The 17,364-nt window shown below is 59.4% G+C and carries 21 protein-coding genes; 5 read left to right on the top strand and 16 right to left on the bottom strand.

Annotated features, from left to right (window positions below; genetic code table 11):
* Nucleotides 1-7: 7 nt before the first annotated feature.
* Nucleotides 8-1,240: a multidrug effflux MFS transporter gene (locus tag AB8B29_RS07945; RefSeq protein ID WP_037202360.1), complete on the bottom strand. Its 1,233-nt coding sequence runs from the start codon at nucleotides 1,238-1,240 to the stop codon at nucleotides 8-10.
* 137 nt (nucleotides 1,241-1,377) lie between these two features.
* Nucleotides 1,378-1,713, bottom strand: a complete 336-nt coding sequence (gene grxD, locus AB8B29_RS07940; RefSeq protein ID WP_034504827.1) for a Grx4 family monothiol glutaredoxin — start codon at nucleotides 1,711-1,713, stop codon at nucleotides 1,378-1,380.
* A gap of 378 nt (nucleotides 1,714-2,091) precedes the next feature.
* Here grxD and AB8B29_RS07935 point away from each other — a divergent pair, with 378 nt between their 5' ends.
* Together AB8B29_RS07935 and AB8B29_RS07930 are read left to right on the top strand one after the other, a co-directional pair.
* Nucleotides 2,092-2,394, top strand: coding sequence for a hypothetical protein (locus AB8B29_RS07935; protein ID WP_037202359.1), 303 nt, complete (start codon nucleotides 2,092-2,094; stop codon nucleotides 2,392-2,394).
* Between the two features lie 167 nt (nucleotides 2,395-2,561).
* Complete coding sequence (locus AB8B29_RS07930) at nucleotides 2,562-3,761, top strand: hypothetical protein (protein WP_037202839.1); 1,200 nt, start codon at nucleotides 2,562-2,564, stop codon at nucleotides 3,759-3,761.
* Here AB8B29_RS07930 and AB8B29_RS07925 read toward each other — a convergent pair.
* The 4 genes from AB8B29_RS07925 to AB8B29_RS07910 form a co-directional block, all read right to left on the bottom strand.
* The gene (locus AB8B29_RS07925) at nucleotides 3,747-3,980 is read right to left on the bottom strand and encodes a BolA family protein (protein WP_004108912.1); all 234 of its coding nucleotides are present in this window, start codon (nucleotides 3,978-3,980) and stop codon (nucleotides 3,747-3,749) included. The genes AB8B29_RS07930 and AB8B29_RS07925 overlap by 15 nt on opposite strands.
* Nucleotides 3,981-3,997: 17 nt before the next feature.
* Nucleotides 3,998-6,229, bottom strand: a complete 2,232-nt coding sequence (gene purL / locus AB8B29_RS07920; protein ID WP_439006354.1) for a phosphoribosylformylglycinamidine synthase subunit PurL — start codon at nucleotides 6,227-6,229, stop codon at nucleotides 3,998-4,000.
* A 172-nt stretch (nucleotides 6,230-6,401) separates the two neighbouring features.
* Complete coding sequence (locus AB8B29_RS07915) at nucleotides 6,402-7,016, bottom strand: acyloxyacyl hydrolase (protein ID WP_210263161.1); 615 nt, start codon at nucleotides 7,014-7,016, stop codon at nucleotides 6,402-6,404.
* Between the two features lie 121 nt (nucleotides 7,017-7,137).
* Nucleotides 7,138-8,556, bottom strand: coding sequence for a PLP-dependent aminotransferase family protein (locus AB8B29_RS07910; protein ID WP_113118642.1), 1,419 nt, complete (start codon nucleotides 8,554-8,556; stop codon nucleotides 7,138-7,140).
* Nucleotides 8,557-8,661: 105 nt separating this feature from the next.
* Between AB8B29_RS07910 and AB8B29_RS07905 the strand changes: the two genes are divergently transcribed.
* On the top strand, nucleotides 8,662-8,907 hold the full coding sequence (locus tag AB8B29_RS07905) for a DUF1127 domain-containing protein (protein WP_113118641.1): 246 nt from the start codon (nucleotides 8,662-8,664) through the stop codon (nucleotides 8,905-8,907).
* A 43-nt stretch (nucleotides 8,908-8,950) separates the two neighbouring features.
* On the opposite strand, the gene AB8B29_RS07900 is transcribed toward AB8B29_RS07905, so the two are convergent.
* The 7 genes from AB8B29_RS07900 to AB8B29_RS07870 all read right to left on the bottom strand — a co-directional run bounded on the left by AB8B29_RS07900 (nucleotide 8,951) and on the right by AB8B29_RS07870 (nucleotide 13,183).
* Nucleotides 8,951-9,484, bottom strand: a complete 534-nt coding sequence (locus AB8B29_RS07900; protein WP_113118640.1) for an AAA family ATPase — start codon at nucleotides 9,482-9,484, stop codon at nucleotides 8,951-8,953.
* 82 nt (nucleotides 9,485-9,566) lie between these two features.
* Nucleotides 9,567-9,974, bottom strand: a complete 408-nt coding sequence (locus tag AB8B29_RS07895; protein ID WP_037202352.1) for a hypothetical protein — start codon at nucleotides 9,972-9,974, stop codon at nucleotides 9,567-9,569.
* 131 nt (nucleotides 9,975-10,105) lie between these two features.
* Complete coding sequence (purQ, locus tag AB8B29_RS07890; RefSeq protein WP_037202351.1) at nucleotides 10,106-10,777, bottom strand: phosphoribosylformylglycinamidine synthase subunit PurQ; 672 nt, start codon at nucleotides 10,775-10,777, stop codon at nucleotides 10,106-10,108.
* Nucleotides 10,774-11,331 (bottom strand): RNA 2'-phosphotransferase, encoded by a 558-nt coding sequence (locus tag AB8B29_RS07885; protein ID WP_113118639.1) that lies wholly within the window; start codon nucleotides 11,329-11,331, stop codon nucleotides 10,774-10,776. Before AB8B29_RS07885 ends, purQ begins: the two co-directional genes overlap by 4 nt.
* A gap of 8 nt (nucleotides 11,332-11,339) precedes the next feature.
* Nucleotides 11,340-11,582, bottom strand: coding sequence for a phosphoribosylformylglycinamidine synthase subunit PurS (gene purS, locus AB8B29_RS07880; RefSeq protein ID WP_113118638.1), 243 nt, complete (start codon nucleotides 11,580-11,582; stop codon nucleotides 11,340-11,342).
* Between the two features lie 17 nt (nucleotides 11,583-11,599).
* Nucleotides 11,600-12,364, bottom strand: a complete 765-nt coding sequence (gene purC, locus AB8B29_RS07875) for a phosphoribosylaminoimidazolesuccinocarboxamide synthase (protein WP_034504846.1) — start codon at nucleotides 12,362-12,364, stop codon at nucleotides 11,600-11,602.
* A gap of 264 nt (nucleotides 12,365-12,628) precedes the next feature.
* On the bottom strand, nucleotides 12,629-13,183 hold the full coding sequence (locus AB8B29_RS07870) for an RBBP9/YdeN family alpha/beta hydrolase (RefSeq protein WP_113118637.1): 555 nt from the start codon (nucleotides 13,181-13,183) through the stop codon (nucleotides 12,629-12,631).
* Nucleotides 13,184-13,351: 168 nt separating this feature from the next.
* Between AB8B29_RS07870 and AB8B29_RS07865 the strand changes: the two genes are divergently transcribed.
* Nucleotides 13,352-14,152, top strand: a complete 801-nt coding sequence (locus tag AB8B29_RS07865) for a DUF2189 domain-containing protein (protein WP_037202837.1) — start codon at nucleotides 13,352-13,354, stop codon at nucleotides 14,150-14,152.
* Between the two features lie 87 nt (nucleotides 14,153-14,239).
* Complete coding sequence (locus AB8B29_RS07860) at nucleotides 14,240-14,740, top strand: low affinity iron permease family protein (protein WP_113118673.1); 501 nt, start codon at nucleotides 14,240-14,242, stop codon at nucleotides 14,738-14,740.
* On the opposite strand, the gene purB is transcribed toward AB8B29_RS07860, so the two are convergent.
* The 3 genes from purB to rpe all read right to left on the bottom strand — a co-directional run bounded on the left by purB (nucleotide 14,737) and on the right by rpe (nucleotide 17,335).
* Nucleotides 14,737-16,038: an adenylosuccinate lyase gene (gene purB / locus AB8B29_RS07855; protein ID WP_037202348.1), complete on the bottom strand. Its 1,302-nt coding sequence runs from the start codon at nucleotides 16,036-16,038 to the stop codon at nucleotides 14,737-14,739. The genes AB8B29_RS07860 and purB overlap by 4 nt on opposite strands.
* A 102-nt stretch (nucleotides 16,039-16,140) precedes the next feature.
* Nucleotides 16,141-16,632, bottom strand: coding sequence for a hypothetical protein (locus tag AB8B29_RS07850; protein WP_047638325.1), 492 nt, complete (start codon nucleotides 16,630-16,632; stop codon nucleotides 16,141-16,143).
* A gap of 16 nt (nucleotides 16,633-16,648) precedes the next feature.
* Complete coding sequence (gene rpe / locus AB8B29_RS07845; RefSeq protein ID WP_047556618.1) at nucleotides 16,649-17,335, bottom strand: ribulose-phosphate 3-epimerase; 687 nt, start codon at nucleotides 17,333-17,335, stop codon at nucleotides 16,649-16,651.
* Nucleotides 17,336-17,364 lie beyond the last annotated feature (29 nt).

The following is a 17,364-nucleotide window of genomic DNA, read 5'->3' as shown; positions in this document are numbered from 1 at the left end:
TTGCCTGTCAATGCAAAGCGAGGGATTGATCGGCCGGCGGTGGCGCATTGTGCGGACGGAAGAGGCGCCCCTTTTCGGCAATCAGCACAAACATCAAGCCGATCAGCGAGACGGTGAAGTAGCCGATGACCATCGGCGTCGCCGTGCCATTAAAATATTGGCCGATGCCGGCGCCGATCGATGCGCCGCCGACCGTGCTCATGAAACCGAGCACCGAGGAGGCAGTTCCGGCGACATGGCCGAGCGGCTCCATGGCGAGCGAGTTGAAATTGGAACCGATCCAACCGAACTGGAACATCGCCAGCGCGAAGAAGATCATGAACAGCGGGAAGGGCATCGGGGCAGGGCCGTTAAGCTGCACCATCAGCCAGACAAAGGTAATGAAGGAGAAGCCGAGCAAGGCCGCATGCGACAGCCGCCGCATGCCGAAACGGCCGACGAGCTGCGAGTTGATGAAGGATGACAGCGCCATGAAGAGCGCCACGCCACCAAAGGCTACGGGGGTGTAGACGCCAAGTCCGTAAATGCCGCTGTAGATCTGCTGGGCCGAATTGATGAAGCCGAACAGCGCGCCGAAGAGGAACGTGCTGGCGATGGTGTAACAGAGCGCGACGCGGTTCGTCAGGACCATGCGGAAGCCGGATGCAACCGACCTGACGGTCAGCGGGCGGATATTTTCGGGCTTCAGTGTTTCCGGAAGGCGGAAATACATCCAGAGACCGACCAGGGTCGCCATGGTGCCGATGAAGACGAAGATCATGTGCCAAGTGCTGATCAGCAGGATGATCTGGCCGCTTCCCGGCGCGATGACCGGAACGATCATGAAGACCATCATGATCAGCGACATCACCTCGGCCATCAGGCGGCCGCCGAAAACGTCGCGGACGATGGAAATGGTGATGACGCGCGTCGCTGCCGAACCCAGCCCCTGAATGAAGCGCAGGGCGAGCAGACCGGCGAAGGACGGAATAAGGGCAATGCCGAAAGCGGAGATGACATAGACGACAATGCCGATCAACAGGGGAATGCGGCGGCCGAAGCGATCCGACAACGGACCGTAGATAAGCTGCGCCGAGCCAAATCCGATCAGATAGGCTGTTACCACATATTGCCGATGGTTCTCGTTCTCGACACCGAGACTGGAGCCGATCTGCTGGAGAGCCGGAAGCATGATGTCGATGGCCAATGAATTGATCGCCATCAGGAAGGCCGCGAGTACGATGAACTCGCGTTTGCCCATGGGCAGTTGCCCATGGGACATAGCCTGGGATGTAGTCGTCACGGTTTTATTCCCATAAACATATCAAGGCGCTGCCCTGCAGCAGCGCCTTTCGATCGAAGTGAACTATGGAAACCGGACGAGAGCCCGGTGACCGGTCAGGAGGCGGCGCGAACGCTGATGCCGTTTTCCTGGAAGTGCTGCTGCAGCTCGCCCGCCTGGAACATTTCGCGCACGATATCACAGCCGCCGATGAATTCGCCCTTCACGTAGAGCTGCGGGATTGTGGGCCAGTTGGAGTATTCCTTGATGCCCTGACGAATCTCGGCATCAGCAAGGACATTGATGCCCTTATAATCGACGCCGATATAGTCGAGAATTTGGACTACCTGGCCCGAGAAGCCACATTGCGGGAACTGGGGCGTGCCCTTCATGAAGACAACAACGTCGTTGTTCTTTACTTCATTGGCAATGAATTCGTGAATGCCGCTCATTTTCCAGTCCTTTCACATGCGGGGTCAAGGCCCACAGCGTTAAATCTCTTTCTTAAATAGCAAGCGACCGGCTCGATTTCCAGCCGCAAAACGTACCACGCGTCGTTTTCATCGCATGAATGGATTTTCGGCATCAGCGGTTAAGAAAGATGGCCGAATCCGTCGATTAGCTACTTTTCTTGAACAGTGCGTTTTGAAATAGCCCCTTCAACCTGAGAGCTGAACAACACACATAAAATCGAGGCAAGGGTTGATTAATATTAGGTTGCTATTAATTTTACATGCGGCCGGTATGTTTGTTAGAGTCAGTCGATTTATGCGGTTTGGCGCGTATCGGTCCTTTGCGAAGATTGCATTGCATATGAGGGAGCGGACACCATGAGCCATCATCATTATACCGAGGGCCAGGTTGGTGAGGAGCGAGAGTTTTACGGTACGGAAGAGACCAGCGACGGCGAGCGGGAATATTATGAGCATGTGCGCACGTCAAAAGCCTCGATATTGAACAGTGCCTTTACCGTCAGCGCCATCGTTTTGATTCTAAGCATCGCATTCGGTTATCGCGCGTCGACCGCGCCGACGCCGCAACCGCCCGTGGCTTCGGTCATCGAAAAAATCATGACTGCGCCCCCCGCGGATCCGTGCTCTGACATCTCGCCCTATCCCGGCCGGGAATGCTGATCTGATTCGAGCTTTCAGCCTCAGACGACGGAAGTTTCACTCGTTGTAGCGGTGCGGCGAATGGATAGCTTTGCATTGCGCTGCCATGAAAAAGCCAGCAGGCCGTGGTCTTGGCGGTCGCTTACGTGTATCTGCCGCTGAAGCGCGTGCTGGGGACCAACGATAATATGGATAGCATCAAGAAGCGGGTGGTTCTCCACTTCCCTGGCTTTGAGCCGCTGGATGCGGCGGCGCATCGGGCGCGCTACGAGCGCTCGGCCAGGCAAAGCGCCGCCGTGTGGGATTATTCGGTCACCGTGGACGAGCTGAAGAGTTTCGGTAGGGCACCCTATTTCGATGTGACTGCCGAAGCTGCGGATTGGCGGACGCACAGCCGTGTCCATATTGTCGACCATAACGACCTGGTTGCGGCGTTGAACGGCAGGCCATTTTTCACGCGGCTGGCACAGGGCTATCTGGCGGCCGCAAGGGTTATCGTTTCCGGAGGGATGACAGGCTATTTCCGCCATGCATGGCGTTTCGGCCTGTTTTTCATATTTCCGTTTCTCCTCATGTTTGTCGGGCTGCTGCTCAGCCTGTCGATAGCATTCTTGCCGTTCATGCTGGGGCTGGCCGCCTGGAGTCATATCGGCAGCATCGCCTTGGCCGTCGCTTTCTTCGTCTATGCCTTTCTGCCGCAGGCCGAAAGGTTGCATACGCTGCATCTCTTCTCCGACTGGGAGATGGCCGTGGCGATGGCGGGGCTGAACGGAATCGGCAACGAGCAATGGCTGGAGACCTGCGCGATCAGCGTGCGCCAGGCGCTGGATGAGCCTGGCGTCGATGAATTCGTCATCTCCTCGCATAGCATGGGCTCATCCGTGGCGGCGCATGTGATCGGTCTCCTGCTCGAGCGGGAGCCTGAGGTTTTTCGTGACAAGCGGGTAGTGTTTGCGACCTTGGGGAGCGCCATCCTGCAATGCGCCCTCATGCGGTCGGCGGCGGTGCTGCGCTCACGCGTTGGCTTGCTTGCGCGCTGCAAGGAGATGTTCTGGGTGGACGTTCACTGTCTGACCGACGCGATCCATTTCTACAAGACAAAGGTCGTGGCGGTTTGCGGGCATGCCGATGACAAGCAGCCGGCGATCCTGTTCGTGCGTTTCAAGAAAATGCTGACAGCGCAGCACTACGCCAAGATCAAGCGCGATTTCCTGCGTGTCCATCGGCAATATGTGCTCGGGCCGGACGTGCGGGCATTCTTCGATTTTACGCTGATGACGGCTGGCCCATTGCCAGCCTCCCGCTTTGCGGAGTTTTCGGCGAACAACATGCCGGAGCTGACGTTCAACTCCGGCGTTGATCTGCAGGCAGTCTCAATCGGGCGCTGAGGTCTGCAGCGCCAGGGCATGCAGCACACCGCCCATATTGCCCTTCAGGGCGTCATAAACCATCTGGTGCTGCTGCACGCGGCTTTTGCCGCGAAAGGCTTCCGCGACAACTTCGGCGGCATAGTGATCGCCGTCTCCGGCCAGGTCGCGAATGGTCACCTTGGCTCCGGGAATGCCGGCCTTGATCATGTCTTCGATATCGCCGGGGTTCATTGGCATTGGTGGTGTACCTCGATCTATTCAGCGGCAGCGAGAGCGCTGCCATCCATGAAGGCAGGAAACCACGATTCATGCGCGTCGCGCAACTGTTCAACCGGAAGCGACAACAGGCCATCGATGACGAGCGCATCGCCGCCGACAGTGCCGAGACGACGGAACGGCACGCCGGCGCTTTCCGCATTGATGCAGACGAAATCGGCGACATCGGCCGGAACGGCGATGACGTAGCGGGCCTGATCCTCACCGAAAAGTGCCGCATGCGGTGGGGTCTTGCTTTCGGTCAGGTCGATGCGCAGCCCCTTGCGGGACGCGATGGCCATTTCGGCAAGGGCCAGCGCCAGGCCGCCCGATGAAATGTCATGGCAGGCCGTGACCTGGCCGTTGCGGATGGCCGAACGGATGAAATCGCCGTTGCGGCGCTCGGCGAAAAGATCGACTTCCGGAGCAGGGCCATCGGTCGAACCCAGAATATCGCGGAGATAGATCGAAGAGCCGAGATGGCTGCCGTCGAGGCCGATCATCAGGACGCTGTTGCCTTCGGAGGCGGCGCCAATGCGGGCCATCGTCTTCCAGTCCGGCAGCAGGCCGACGCCGGCAATGGTGGGGGTCGGCAGGATCCCGACGCCATTGGTTTCATTGTAGAGCGAAACGTTGCCCGAGACGATCGGGAAATCGAGCGCGCGGCAAGCTTCGCCGATGCCTTTGATCGCGCCGACGAACTGTCCCATGATCTCTGGCTTTTCCGGATTGCCGAAGTTCAGATTGTCGGTCGCTGCAAGCGGCTCAGCGCCTGTTGCCGTGATGTTGCGCCAGCATTCGGCGACGGCCTGCTTGCCGCCCTCGAACGGGTCGGCCTCGACATAACGGGGCGTGACGTCGGAGGAGAATGCCAGCGCCTTGGTCGGATGGCCTTCGACGCGCACGACGCCGGCGTCGCCGCCCGGGAGCTGCAGCGAGTTGCCCTGAATCAGGGTATCGTATTGCTCGTAGACCCAGCGGCGGCTCGATTGGTTGGCGGAGCCGACCAGCGACAGCAGAGCCTGGCCGTAATCCTCAGGAGCCGGTACCAGATCGGCGGGCAGGACGGCGCGCTTGTCGGCTTCCCGCCATGGACGGTCGTATTCCGGAGCCTGGTCGCCGAGATCCTTGATCGGCAGGTCGGCGACTTCCTCGCCCTGATGGATGACGCGGAAGCGCAGGTCGTCCGTCGTCTTGCCGACGATGGCGAAATCCAGGCCCCATTTGACGAAGATCGCCTTGGCGACGGCTTCCTTTTCCGGCTGCAGCACCATGAGCATGCGCTCCTGGCTTTCCGACAGCATCATTTCATAGGCCGTCATCTGTTCTTCGCGCACCGGCACCTTATCGAGGTCGAGCTCGATGCCGAGATCGCCCTTGGCACCCATTTCGACGGCAGAGCAGGTGAGGCCGGCGGCCCCCATGTCCTGGATGGCGATGACGGCACCGGTCTGCATCAGCTCAAGGCAGGCTTCCAGCAGGCACTTTTCGGTGAAGGGGTCGCCGACCTGAACCGTCGGGCGCTTCTCTTCGATCGATTCGTCAAACTCGGCAGATGCCATCGTCGCGCCGCCGACGCCGTCGCGGCCGGTCTTGGCGCCGAGATAGACGACCGGCAGGCCGACGCCCTTGGCTTCCGACAGGAAAATGGCGTTCGATTTGGCCAGACCAGCCGCAAAGGCATTGACCAGGATATTGCCGTTGTAGCGTGCATCGAATTCGACTTCGCCACCCACTGTCGGGACACCGAAGGAATTGCCGTAGCCGCCGACGCCGGAGACGACGCCGGAGACGAGATGGCGGGTCTTCGGATGATCCGGCTCGCCGAAACGCAGCGCGTTCATGGCCGCGATCGGGCGGGCGCCCATGGTGAAAACGTCGCGCAGAATGCCGCCGACTCCGGTCGCGGCACCCTGATAGGGCTCGATATAGGAGGGGTGGTTGTGGCTCTCCATCTTGAAGACGACGCAATCGCCGTCATCGATATCGACAACGCCCGCATTTTCGCCCGGGCCCTGGATGACGCGCGGACCCTTGGTCGGCAGAGTGCGGAGCCACTTCTTGGAGGATTTGTAGGAGCAATGCTCGTTCCACATGGCCGAGAAGATGCCGAGCTCTGTAAAGGAAGGCTCGCGGCCGATCAGATCCAGAATGCGCTGATATTCATCCGGCTTCAGGCCGTGGGCGGCAATCAGTTCGGGGGTGATCTGGATCGAATTTGAAATGGTCATGGGCGCTCGAGGGTCCTTGCCTGTAAGGGGTTTGAAGGCCGGTCAGGGGATCGAGGTCTCTTTAGCGCAAGTCAACCTGTCGTGCGACAGGAAAATCGCCGGCGTTCGCAGCACGCCGACATTGATAACAGGCAAGTCGTGAGCACGACCATTCGCGGCCGTTCTCGGATCGTCAGAATTTATAGCCAACCAAAACGCCGACACGCGTCATGCCGCCATTCGGACCATCGCAGAGATTGGCGTGCGAGGAATGCGCGATCTGCGCCATCATATTCCAATGGCTGTCAAAATTGTAACCAATCCCGGCATATTCGTGGAAAAGCAGGCGACAACCAAGCAGCGGACCATGTTCGGTCCAATCATCGAGATTGCCTGAATGTACCGTTCCACCGAAGCCAGCTTCGGTGAAGATGCCGTTGCTATGCGTCAGCGTCCAGGAAAGACCAGCATAAACCTGGGTCGCCGAGCCGGCTGTGCCGATCGAGGTTCCCAAATGGATGCGCGGATGCGCCAACTGATCCTTCCAACCAGCGGTTGGATTGTAGCCGAACGGATTGAAGAGCACCTGCACATCCGGAAACACGCCGTTTTCGTGATCGTTTCCGCTCTGGATGGAGCCGCTTGCTCCGAAACGCAGTTCGTCGAAAATCTTAGGGCTGGCGGCGACGGGAACCGCATCTGCAGCGGTTGCAGCGGACTGACCCGCGATGAGTATGGAACTGATTGCCAGAAAACTCGTAACTAAACGCTTGCGCAAATTGCCTGCTGAAACGCTGTCAATGGCCATGCACTCCCCCTAGTATGGCGGGCGAATCGTTTCACATACTTAAAATGGTAGCGTGCTAGGAGTCGAGAGAGAAGAGCCGGGATTTTGCAAGATCGCTGTCGATAAAAACGACGAGGCTTGCTTAAATGTGACTGTCGTAACCGGCCGAGCCGTTTTCCAGCAACCGCCGTAACGTCATGAAGCCGGCGGCGACATCTTCTCGTTGTCGCGGCGATGAGAATGCGACGCGAACGCGATGATAGACCTTCTCCATGCGCGCGGCCTTGAATTCATCCTCATCGTCGATGAGCACGCCCTCGGCGATGGCGGCATTCTTGAAAGTGCCTGATAGCCATGGTTCGGGCAGCTTCAGCCAGAGAAACGGCAGATGCGGATGCGAGTTGAACTCAAATCCTGACAGGGCGTCCCGCGCCAGTTGCTCGCGAGCCTTGATTTCCTCGACCGACCTGCGGCGCAGTTCCAGCGCGTGACCATCGAGCACGAGCCGCGCGCAGGTCTCCGCCAGGATGAAAGGCAGGCCGCCGGTCGTCATCTTGTGCGTAACCTTGATTCGCTGGGCGAAATGCGGCGGGCAGGCGACCCAGCCCCCACGCACGCCTGCTGTGACGGACTTCGACAGGCTGCTGACCACGAAGGTGCGTTCCGGCGCGATAGCCGCCATGAGCGGGTTCTGGTCGCCGGTCATGGCGCCATAGAGATCATCCTCGATCAGCCAGACGCTGTGGCGGCGTGCGATGGCGGCAATTGCGCGCCGGCGCGCTTCCGGCATCGTCACGAGCGTCGGATTGTGTGCCGTCGGCATCAGAAAGGCCAGACGTGGATGCTGCTGCTGGCACAGCCGCTCGAAATCGTCGGGGTTGATACCGTGCTCATCGGAATCCACCAATACCGACCGGCGCCCGAGGAGGCGGGTGGCGCGGCTGATCTGCGTATAGGTCAGGTTCTCGAAGACGATCTTGTCGCCGGGTGAAGTGACGGCCGAGATGACGGCGATGGCGCCGGCATGAGCGCCCAGCGTCGGCACGACGGTCTCGATTGCCGGCTGCCAGCCGTTGCGGGCAAGCCAGATCTGTCCCGCCTCAAACCAGCTCGTCGGGAAATTCCGCGAGTAGGAGGAAATCTCCGACTGGTGCTCGTTGCTGATATCCGCAAACAGTTTGCCGATGATCTCGCCCTGGCCGATATCGGGGGCGGCCGTCGTATCGAAGCGTATCCTGGCATCAGGCGTATTCAGGCCGCGGGTGCCGGCAAGCGCCTGCGTGATCGGATCCACCTGTTCGATCTGCTTGCCGTTCGAGCGCTCCAGCACATAGGTACCGCGGCCGACTTCGCCCGCCACCAGGCCGCGCTCATGCACGAGCGCATAGGCCCGGCTCACGGTGCCGATGGTGACGCCGATATCATAGGCGAGGTTGCGTTGCGGCGGCAGCTTCGTGCCGGGCGGCAGAACGCCGTGGGTGATCGCGTTCTCGATGCTGTCGGCAACACGGATATAGACCGGCCCATTGCCGCTGGAAATGTCAGGGAGCCAATTTGTCATAATGACAATTTGCTATATTGCATCGCGCATGGAGTCAATACTAAGTGACAATCGTATCGTTTGGCTCGGTACGTCGAGAAATGTCACCATCGAGCGAGCATTGAAATGAGTACAATAGATACAATCCGTCCTGCCCAAGCCAAGGATGCTTTCGCCGCGGGCCGGGACACGAGGGCAGCGCAGCCAAAGTCGCGCGCGGCGCATCGGCTCTGGACGTCCTTTTTGCTTTGGATGCAGAAACGCGACAGCCGCTGTGTCCTGCGGGAATTGACGGATGATCAGCTACGCGATGTCGGGCTGACGCGAAGCGAGGCGAGGACCGAGGTCAGCAAGTCATTCTTCTGGGATTGAAATGGGATGGCGTTCGCGCCTGCCATGGCGGGACGTTTGCAGCTTAGCTCAGGCCCAGAATGGAATGGACGAAATCGGCGCGGTCCGCGACGCCGACTTTCGGCAGGATATGAATCTCATAGCCGAGTGCGGGATAATCGACGCTGAGCCGCTCGTATTCGGCAATCGCCTCGGACAGGTCATGTCTTCGTTCGCCGTCGCCGACGTATATTTCCGGCCAGGGCGGGGTGAGGAAGACATGCTTGTTGTAGCGGTGCAGCTGACCGTATGACGTCAAAGCGGGCTCACCCGTCAGATGCTCGAGGGCTGATGCAGCGTCGATCAATCCCCTGTCGAAGAACACGATACCTGGAAGTGCTGCCGCTGCCTCGCGGTCGGCCAACGACATGTCGACCGCCCGGCGCACGAATGCCGTGGTGTCCATCCACGGCAGAGCCGAGCCGCCGCTGTTCAGCTCTTCCATAACGATGCGACGACCGGGCTCCTCGACCACGTGGTGTCCATGAAGCCTGAGCGCTTCGAGCAAGGTCGATTTACCGCCGCCCGAGCAGCCTGAAAGAATGACAAACCTGTCCATGACAATGATCCCTTGAGTTGAGGGTACGTCATGCGTCGGCTGCAGTGTCTGAGTGGAAGCGGAGCTTCTTCAGGCCATCGGCCTAACTGCAGTTCTTCGAACCCGCAGCCCAGCGATTGACGTCGCCCGTGATGCGGCCGCCGGAAGCGCCGTTCATCATCGGACCGAAGGCCTGCAATTGAGCCGGGTTGCCTTCCGCTTGGACAACCAGGGACGGTCGGCCGGTCGGATGTTTCTTGTCGACAACGAGAATGCGCGGACGACCTGTAAAGGAATTGAGTTCCGGAGCGAGCTGATAGCCGGCAAAGGCCGGATCGGCCGATTTGAACCAGCAGGCGTTCGAATTGATCATGACGCGCTCCATCGTCGACAGGGCGCTGTGATCGGTGGCGCTGATGCTCGGCGGACGCGGGCCGCACGAGGTGACCAGAAGCCCAAGCATCGTGATGGCAGCGGCGGAGTAAAGTCCTGTCAGGAGGCGAGGGCGCATCAATTTCTTTCCAACGAAGCGGTTAGGGCTGCTCTTTGCCCGAGGGTTGCCGGAGGCAACGATAACGACGTCCCTGCTGTTTGGCGCAAAGACGTCGATTTTAAGATTTCGGAGCCAAGCCCGACGATCTATCAGGCCGCGATCACGCCGAGTGCCGAGGCGAAGAGACCGCGGCCGTCGTTGCCGCCATGCGCAGCCTCGATCAGGTTTTCCGGATGCGGCATCATGCCGAGCACATTGCCCTTGGCATTCATGACGCCGGCGATGTCGTTGACAGAGCCGTTGGGGTTCGTGCCTTCGGCATAACGGAAGACCACCTGGCCGTTGCCTTCGATCGCTGCCAGCGTCTCGGGATCGGCGAAATAGTTGCCGTCGTGATGTGCCACGGGGCTGCGGATGATCTGGCCCTTGGCGTAGGCGCTGGTGAACTCCGTGTCGGCATTGACGACTTCGAGTTTCACTTCGCGGCAGACGAATTTCAGCGAGGCGTTGCGCATCAGCGCGCCGGGCAGCATGCCGGCTTCCAGCAGGATCTGGAAACCGTTGCAGACGCCGAGAACCTTGACGCCCTTGTCGGCCTTATCCTTGATCGCCTGCATGATCGGCATGCGGGCTGCGATCGCGCCGCAGCGCAGATAATCGCCGTAGGAGAAGCCGCCGGGAATGACGATCAGGTCGACGTCCGGGATGTCGGTTTCGGTCTGCCAGACAGTTACAGGCGCATGGCCGGAAATCTTGGTCAGCGCCGCGATCATGTCGCGATCGCGATTGAGGCCTGGGAGTTGGACGACTGCTGATTTCATGATGCTGGTCCCGCAAGAGGCGAAAGATACTGGCTTGGAACGTGATCGGTGAGCCATACTCCATTGTCGCTGACAAAGAAAGAATGACCTTCCGAGTGCATGCGCGCCGCATCGATTTCAAGGATGACATAGTCACCCTTCCGTCTCGTTGCGACGATTTTAGCTGTTTCTACATCCGGCGACAGGTGAACATGATGGCGTTGCATCTTTTTCAGCCCTGAACTTTGGATTGCCGACCAGCTTTCTAGCGATGTTCCATGAAAGAGCTTCGATGGCGGCGCAGCTGAATTCAGCGCTAGATCGACAGTAACGCTATGGCCTTGCGCTGCGCGGATACGATCATCCAACAAAGTAAAGCGCTTCTTCGAATTGGACTCGATCACTTCGAGTATATCGGCCTCAGTAACATCGAAGCGATTAAGAATCGCTTTTTTTAGATCGCTGAAAGGCACCCACCCTTCCAAATCCAGGGCCAGACCGGCTTCATGGGGTGCATGTCTCAGCACGTAGCTCATGAACTTCGAGACGTCGGTTTGTAGTTTGGTGGATGCCATTAATGATATCAGTCGATCGAAATGCTGAAGTTCTCGATCACCGTGTTGGCGAGGAGCTTTTCGCACATGGCTTTGAGATCCGCCTCGGCCTTGCTCTTGTCGGTGCCTTCGAGTTCGAGGTCGAATACCTTGCCCTGGCGAACCTGATGGACGTCGTCAAAGCCGAGCGCCCCGAGTGCGCCTTCGATTGCCTTGCCCTGCGGATCGAGAACGCCGTTCTTCAGCGTGACGGTTACACGAGCCTTGATCACGATTGTCCTTCCTGAACTTACTTGACGAGAACCGGGCCGGTGCCGCGCACGGGTTCGTTTTCATTGATGATGCCGAGGCGGCGGGCTACTTCGGAATAGGCTTCCAGCAGTCCGCCCATGTCGCGACGGAAACGGTCCTTGTCCATCTTCTCGCGGGTTTCGATGTCCCAGAGACGGCAGGAATCGGGCGAGATTTCGTCGGCAAGGATGATGCGCATCATGTCGCCTTCGAACAGGCGGCCGCATTCGATCTTGAAATCGACGAGCTGGATGCCGACGCCGAGGAACAGGCCGGTCATGAAGTCGTTGACGCGGATCGCGAGCGCCATGATGTCATCGAGCTCGGCGGGATTGGCCCAGCCGAACGCGGTGATATGCTCCTCGGAGACCATCGGGTCCTCGAGCGCATCGGACTTGTAGTAGAATTCGATGATCGAACGCGGCAGCACCACACCTTCCTCGATGCCGAGGCGCTTGGAGAGCGAGCCGGCGGCGACGTTGCGCACGACGATCTCGAGCGGGATCATCTCCACTTCCTTGATCAGCTGCTCACGCATGTTGAGACGGCGGATGAAATGGGTGGGAATGCCGATCTTGTTCAGATGGCTGAAAATATATTCGCAGATGCGATTGTTCAGAACGCCCTTGCCATCGATGACTTCGTGCTTTTTCTTGTTGAAGGCGGTGGCATCGTCCTTGAAGAACTGGATCAGCGTGCCCGGCTCAGGTCCTTCATAAAGGATCTTGGCCTTGCCCTCGTAGATACGGCGGCGACGGTTCATTGGTATTGTTCTCTGTCTTTGGCGCTCACGGGACAGCGCAAGTGGATCGTATGTGGGCGTCCCCATAACGGATAAGAAGCGAATTCACAATCCGCCAGCGCCTCCTTACCTCGGAATTCCGGCCTTGGCGGGGCGCCAATGCGAGAATCGGGATCCTGTCATGCCCTGTATTACAGGCTTTTATCTGACGATGGAATGAAGGTGGCCGGTACTTCACAGGCTAGTGAGCCGCGGCGTATCCATCCCAAGTCCGCCTTTATTGTATCACGACTTCAGTTGGCTGAGGAATTTGGCAAAGACCATCGTGCCTTCGGGCCAGGGGCCGTGACCGGAATCGCTGTTGATGTGACCGGCCTCGCCGGCGTCGATCAGAAGGGAACCCCAGCTGCTGGCGACATCGTCGGCGTGCTCATAGCTGCCGAAGGGGTCGTTGCGGCTTGCGATCGTGACCGACGGAAACCGCAGCGGATCGCGCGGATAGGGGCCGAACGTCATCAGATGTTTCGGGCGAATGCCGGGATTGGCGACATCGGGCGGTGCGACGAAGAAGGCGCCGGCGACCTTGTTGCGAAAATGCGGGATCGCATGGATCACCGAGGGAACGCCGAGCGAATGCGCCACGAGCACGACAGGCCGCTCGGAAGCATTCACCTCTTCGGCAATGCGGGCGATCCAGTCATCGCGAACGGGCTTGGACCATTCGGCCTGCTCCACGCGCCGCGCCGTCGAGAGCTTCTGCTCCCAGCGCGTCTGCCAGTGATCCGGGCCGGAATTCGTGTAACCCGGGATGATGAGAATATCTGCGTCGGAGACTTTCATGATGCGCCGATGTGGAAAAGGTGAACCCAACTGTCAAGGGAAAAAGGCGACAAATGCGGCAAAATTTGCTAGTATGGCCGCTGCCGGTAGCGAATGAAGATGTCGGCGTCTGTTTTGCCGCCACTTTTGCACCGCCTGCCGCGCACCACGGTTGAGGAGGAGAGCATTATGTCGGCCTTTCACGTCATGGCAGGAGCGGACCACACATTTACGCGTCCCGCCATCCGTAAGATTGGTATCGCCGACCTCGTCGACGCCCTTAAGTTGGGGCTTGACGATTTCAGCGAGAAGCCATCGCATTACGTCTTCTTGTGCCTGATGTATCCGATTGCCGGCATTGCTCTGGCGATCTGGAGTTCCGGACAGAATTTGCTGCCGCTGCTGTTTCCGCTGATGTCCGGCTTCGCCTTGCTCGGGCCCCTGGCGGCGATCGGTCTCTACGAAATCAGTCGACGGCGCGAAAAGGGTCAGGATACGTCGTGGAGCCATGCTTTCGACGTGCGCTTTTCACCGGCGCTGCCGTCGATCATCGTCGCCGGCCTCATGCTGTTCGGCATATTCATCGTCTGGCTGTTCGCGGCGCAGAATATCTACTTCATCTATTTCGGCGATGGTGCACCGCCCACGCTCTGGTCCTTCGTCTCGAACATTTTGAGGACCCCCGAGGGCAGGGCGATGATGTTCTGGGGCGATCTCATCGGCTTCGTCTTCGCGCTCGTCGTGCTGGCGACCACGGTCGTCACCTTTCCGCTGTTGCTCGACCGTGACGTGGGCGTGGTGGCAGCGGTCGATGCCAGTATTCGGGCGACGCTGATCAACCCGGTGCCCGTGGCAGTCTGGGGCTTGATCGTGGCAGCACTTCTCGTCGTCGGCACGATCCCGATCTTTGCAGGCCTTGCCGTGGTTATGCCCATACTCGGCCACGCATCCTGGCATCTCTATCGTAAGCTGGTGGTGGTTCAGGACTAAAAGTCCGGCCTTTCAGCGGTTCTTCGCAATCGTTGGAACCGCAATAGGGTTTCCACGTTGATCCGCATCATCAAGGAGATGCGGATCATGGCTTGGCTTGCGCACATCTTCACCCGCTTTGCGGTTAAGGTTTCGGAATGGACGGGAAAGCCGGCCATCTTCGTCCTGGCGCTGTTCTCCATTATCTTATGGGGCGCGACCGGTCCGATCTTCGGCTACTCCGATACCTGGCAGCTGGTCATCAACACCAGCACGACCATCGTAACCTTCCTGATGGTGTTCCTGCTGCAGAACGCGCAGACGCGTGATACGCGGGCCATTCAGGCCAAGCTCAATGAGTTGATCCTCACCAGCGCGGCTGAAAACCGCTTCATCGGCATCGAAAACCTCGACGAAGAGGATCTGAAGCATCTGGACAGGCTGGTGGGGAAGGCCGCCAAGCGTAGCGAAAATCAGCACAACGGCAATGTGGGCGAAAGCGTCGAACGCGATCGCGCAATCGTCGCCAAATCCGCGAACAAAAGAAAAAAGCGGCGCGTCAGCCGCACCGCCTCTACTCACAATCAGGCCGGCCCGGCCAAGTCTTAGCCGAAAACCCGCTTGAAGATGGTGTCCACGTGCTTGGTGTGATAGCCAAGATCGAATTTCTCGCGGATATCCGCTTCGGAAAGCGCTGCACGGACTTCCTGGTCGGCCAGCAGCTCCTCAAGGAAATCCTTGCCTTCCTCCCAAACCTTCATCGCATTGCGTTGAACGAGACGATAGGAATCCTCGCGGGAAACGCCGGCCTGGGTCAGTGCCAGCAGCACGCGCTGTGAATGAACAAGTCCGCGGAACTTGTTCAAATTCCTCATCATATTTTCCGGATAGACGAGGAGCTTGTCGATGACGCTCGTCATGCGGGCGAGCGCGAAATCGAGCGTGACGGTCGCATCCGGGCCGATCATGCGTTCCACCGAGGAATGCGAGATATCGCGCTCGTGCCAAAGTGCCACGTTCTCCATGGCCGGCATGGCGTAAGAGCGGACCATGCGGGCAAGGCCGGTCAGATTTTCGGTCAGCACCGGGTTGCGCTTATGCGGCATGGCCGAAGAGCCCTTCTGGCCCGGCGAGAAATATTCCTCGGCTTCGAGGACTTCGGTGCGCTGCAGGTGGCGGATTTCGGTTGAAAGGCGCTCGATCGAAGAGGCGACGACGCCGAGGGTGGCGAAGAACATCGCATGACGGTCGCGCGGGATGACCTGCGTGGAGACCGGCTCCGGCTTCAGGCCGAGCGCGGCGGCGACATGTTCCTCGACGCGGGGGTCGATATTGGCGAAGGTGCCGACGGCGCCCGAAATCGCGCAGGTCGCGACTTCCTCGCGGGCGGCGATGAGACGCTGCTTGCAGCGCTCGAATTCGGCATAGGCAAGCGCCAGCTTGACGCCGAAGGTTGTGGGCTCGGCATGGATGCCGTGCGAGCGGCCGATGGTGACCGTGTCCTTGTGTTCGAAAGCGCGACGCTTCAGGGCCTCCAGAAGCTTGTCGATATCGGCCAGCAGCAGGTCGCTGGCGCGTACGAGCTGGACGTTGAAGCAGGTATCGAGCACGTCGGAGGAGGTCATGCCCTGGTGCACGAAACGCGCATCCGGACCGACGATTTCGGCGAGATGCGTCAGGAAGGCGATGACATCATGCTTGGTGACGGCTTCGATCTCGTCGATGCGGTCGACGTCGAAGGTCGCCTGGCCACCCTTTTCCCAGATGGTCTCTGCGGCCGACTTCGGAATGACGCCGAGAGCGGCCAGCGCGTCACAGGCATGCGCCTCGATCTCGAACCAGATACGGAACTTGGTTTCGGGCGACCAGATGGCGACCATTTCCGGTCGGGAGTAGCGCGGGATCATGGGCTCAAAGCTTTCTTGGCTAACGGGAAAGGAAACCTCGGCGCCCCCATAACAAAGACGGGCGGCAATCACAATGTTTGTCCGACCGATCTTTCATCCGGCTCAACGCTCATATCGCGCGAGATAAGCGGAGGTGGCGATCAGGCAGAGCAAACCGAACGGCATGAACAAGGTAACGCCGAGAACGGCGAATTGGTAGACGGCGCTGGCGCCGGTGAACAGGAATTGAAATGTCCAGATCAGCGAACCGAACGGCGCATGCCAGCGCGCATAGAACCAGCGATAGTCCATGGCGAACAGAAATGCCGTCATCGCCGTGGTGCCGAGCGACAATGCGAGGAAAAAGGCCGCGAAACGCGCGCTCGGCGGTCGACCGTTGGCAACGCGCCGTGCCAGCGGCACCATGATAGGCCAGGAGAGCGCGCCGCCGAGGACGTAGACAAGGGCAAGGGCGGTCAGGTGGCTCGTCAGAAGGCCGTTGCGCAGGTAGAGAGCGGCAAGTGCCGAGGCGGCCATAACCACGCCCCAGCTGATCGAGCCACCAAACAGTTCGAGGCAATGCGAAGCGGCGGTCCGCGTTCGGTCCGCCGCGATGATGGTGCTGGTCGGATTAGTTTGATCCAACGCGGCCTCGTTCAGCCGCCGCCCTCAGATCACCAATCGTCTGCTTGTAGGCATCTACCGATTCGCCCTTGAAGATTGCCGAACCGGCCACAAGGACATTGGCGCCTGAAGCGATGATGAGGTCGGCTGTCTCGGTGGAGACGCCGCCGTCAACCTCCAGCTCGATCGGCCGGTCACCGATCAGAGACTTGGCGTTGCGAATCTTGTCGGCCATGGCCGGGATGAATTTCTGGCCGCCGAAACCCGGATTGACCGACATGATCAGGATCAGGTCGATATCGTCGAGCACGTTTTCCAGGATCGAGAGCGGCGTTGCCGGATTGAGGGTGACGCCGACCTTCTTGCCGAGATGCCGGATCGTCTGCAGCGAACGATGCAGATGGACGCCGGCTTCGGCATGCACGGTGATGCGGTCGCAGCCCGCCTTGGCGAAGGCTTCGAGATAGGGATCGGCCGGCGATATCATCAGGTGGCAGTCGAAGGTGGCGGTCGTATAGGGGCGCAGGGCCTTGATGACATCAGGGCCGAAGGAGATGTTCGGCACGAAATGCCCATCCATGACATCCAGATGGATCCAGTCGGCTCCGGCTTCGGTCACATCCTTCACTTCCTGTCCGAGCTTGGCGAAATCGGCCGCGAGAATGGAAGGGGCAATGCGGATCGGCAAAGTCATGGGTAGCTGAGCTCCATCTGATTTTTTCG

It is taken from the genome of Rhizobium sp. 11_C7_N12_5 (genome assembly GCF_051811145.1).
Lineage (GTDB): Bacteria > Pseudomonadota > Alphaproteobacteria > Rhizobiales > Rhizobiaceae > Rhizobium > Rhizobium lusitanum.
Note: the sequence above shows the minus strand (reverse complement) of the source record. Positions and strands in the feature narration are given on the sequence as shown.

Coding starts and splice junctions, on each gene's coding strand:
- AB8B29_RS07945 (WP_037202360.1), bottom strand. CDS start 1,240: ATGGGCAAACGCGAGTTCATCGTACTCGCGGCCTTCCTGATGGCGATC.
- grxD (WP_034504827.1), bottom strand. CDS start 1,713: ATGAGCGGCATTCACGAATTCATTGCCAATGAAGTAAAGAACAACGAC.
- AB8B29_RS07935 (WP_037202359.1), top strand. CDS start 2,092: ATGAGCCATCATCATTATACCGAGGGCCAGGTTGGTGAGGAGCGAGAG.
- AB8B29_RS07930 (WP_037202839.1), top strand. CDS start 2,562: ATGGATAGCATCAAGAAGCGGGTGGTTCTCCACTTCCCTGGCTTTGAG.
- AB8B29_RS07925 (WP_004108912.1), bottom strand. CDS start 3,980: ATGCCAATGAACCCCGGCGATATCGAAGACATGATCAAGGCCGGCATT.
- purL (WP_439006354.1), bottom strand. CDS start 6,229: ATGACCATTTCAAATTCGATCCAGATCACCCCCGAACTGATTGCCGCC.
- AB8B29_RS07915 (WP_210263161.1), bottom strand. CDS start 7,016: ATGGCCATTGACAGCGTTTCAGCAGGCAATTTGCGCAAGCGTTTAGTT.
- AB8B29_RS07910 (WP_113118642.1), bottom strand. CDS start 8,556: ATGACAAATTGGCTCCCTGACATTTCCAGCGGCAATGGGCCGGTCTAT.
- AB8B29_RS07905 (WP_113118641.1), top strand. CDS start 8,662: ATGAGTACAATAGATACAATCCGTCCTGCCCAAGCCAAGGATGCTTTC.
- AB8B29_RS07900 (WP_113118640.1), bottom strand. CDS start 9,484: ATGGACAGGTTTGTCATTCTTTCAGGCTGCTCGGGCGGCGGTAAATCG.
- AB8B29_RS07895 (WP_037202352.1), bottom strand. CDS start 9,974: ATGCGCCCTCGCCTCCTGACAGGACTTTACTCCGCCGCTGCCATCACG.
- purQ (WP_037202351.1), bottom strand. CDS start 10,777: ATGAAATCAGCAGTCGTCCAACTCCCAGGCCTCAATCGCGATCGCGAC.
- AB8B29_RS07885 (WP_113118639.1), bottom strand. CDS start 11,331: ATGGCATCCACCAAACTACAAACCGACGTCTCGAAGTTCATGAGCTAC.
- purC (WP_034504846.1), bottom strand. CDS start 12,364: ATGAACCGTCGCCGCCGTATCTACGAGGGCAAGGCCAAGATCCTTTAT.
- AB8B29_RS07870 (WP_113118637.1), bottom strand. CDS start 13,183: ATGAAAGTCTCCGACGCAGATATTCTCATCATCCCGGGTTACACGAAT.
- AB8B29_RS07865 (WP_037202837.1), top strand. CDS start 13,352: ATGTCGGCCTTTCACGTCATGGCAGGAGCGGACCACACATTTACGCGT.
- AB8B29_RS07860 (WP_113118673.1), top strand. CDS start 14,240: ATGGCTTGGCTTGCGCACATCTTCACCCGCTTTGCGGTTAAGGTTTCG.
- purB (WP_037202348.1), bottom strand. CDS start 16,038: ATGATCCCGCGCTACTCCCGACCGGAAATGGTCGCCATCTGGTCGCCC.
- rpe (WP_047556618.1), bottom strand. CDS start 17,335: ATGACTTTGCCGATCCGCATTGCCCCTTCCATTCTCGCGGCCGATTTC.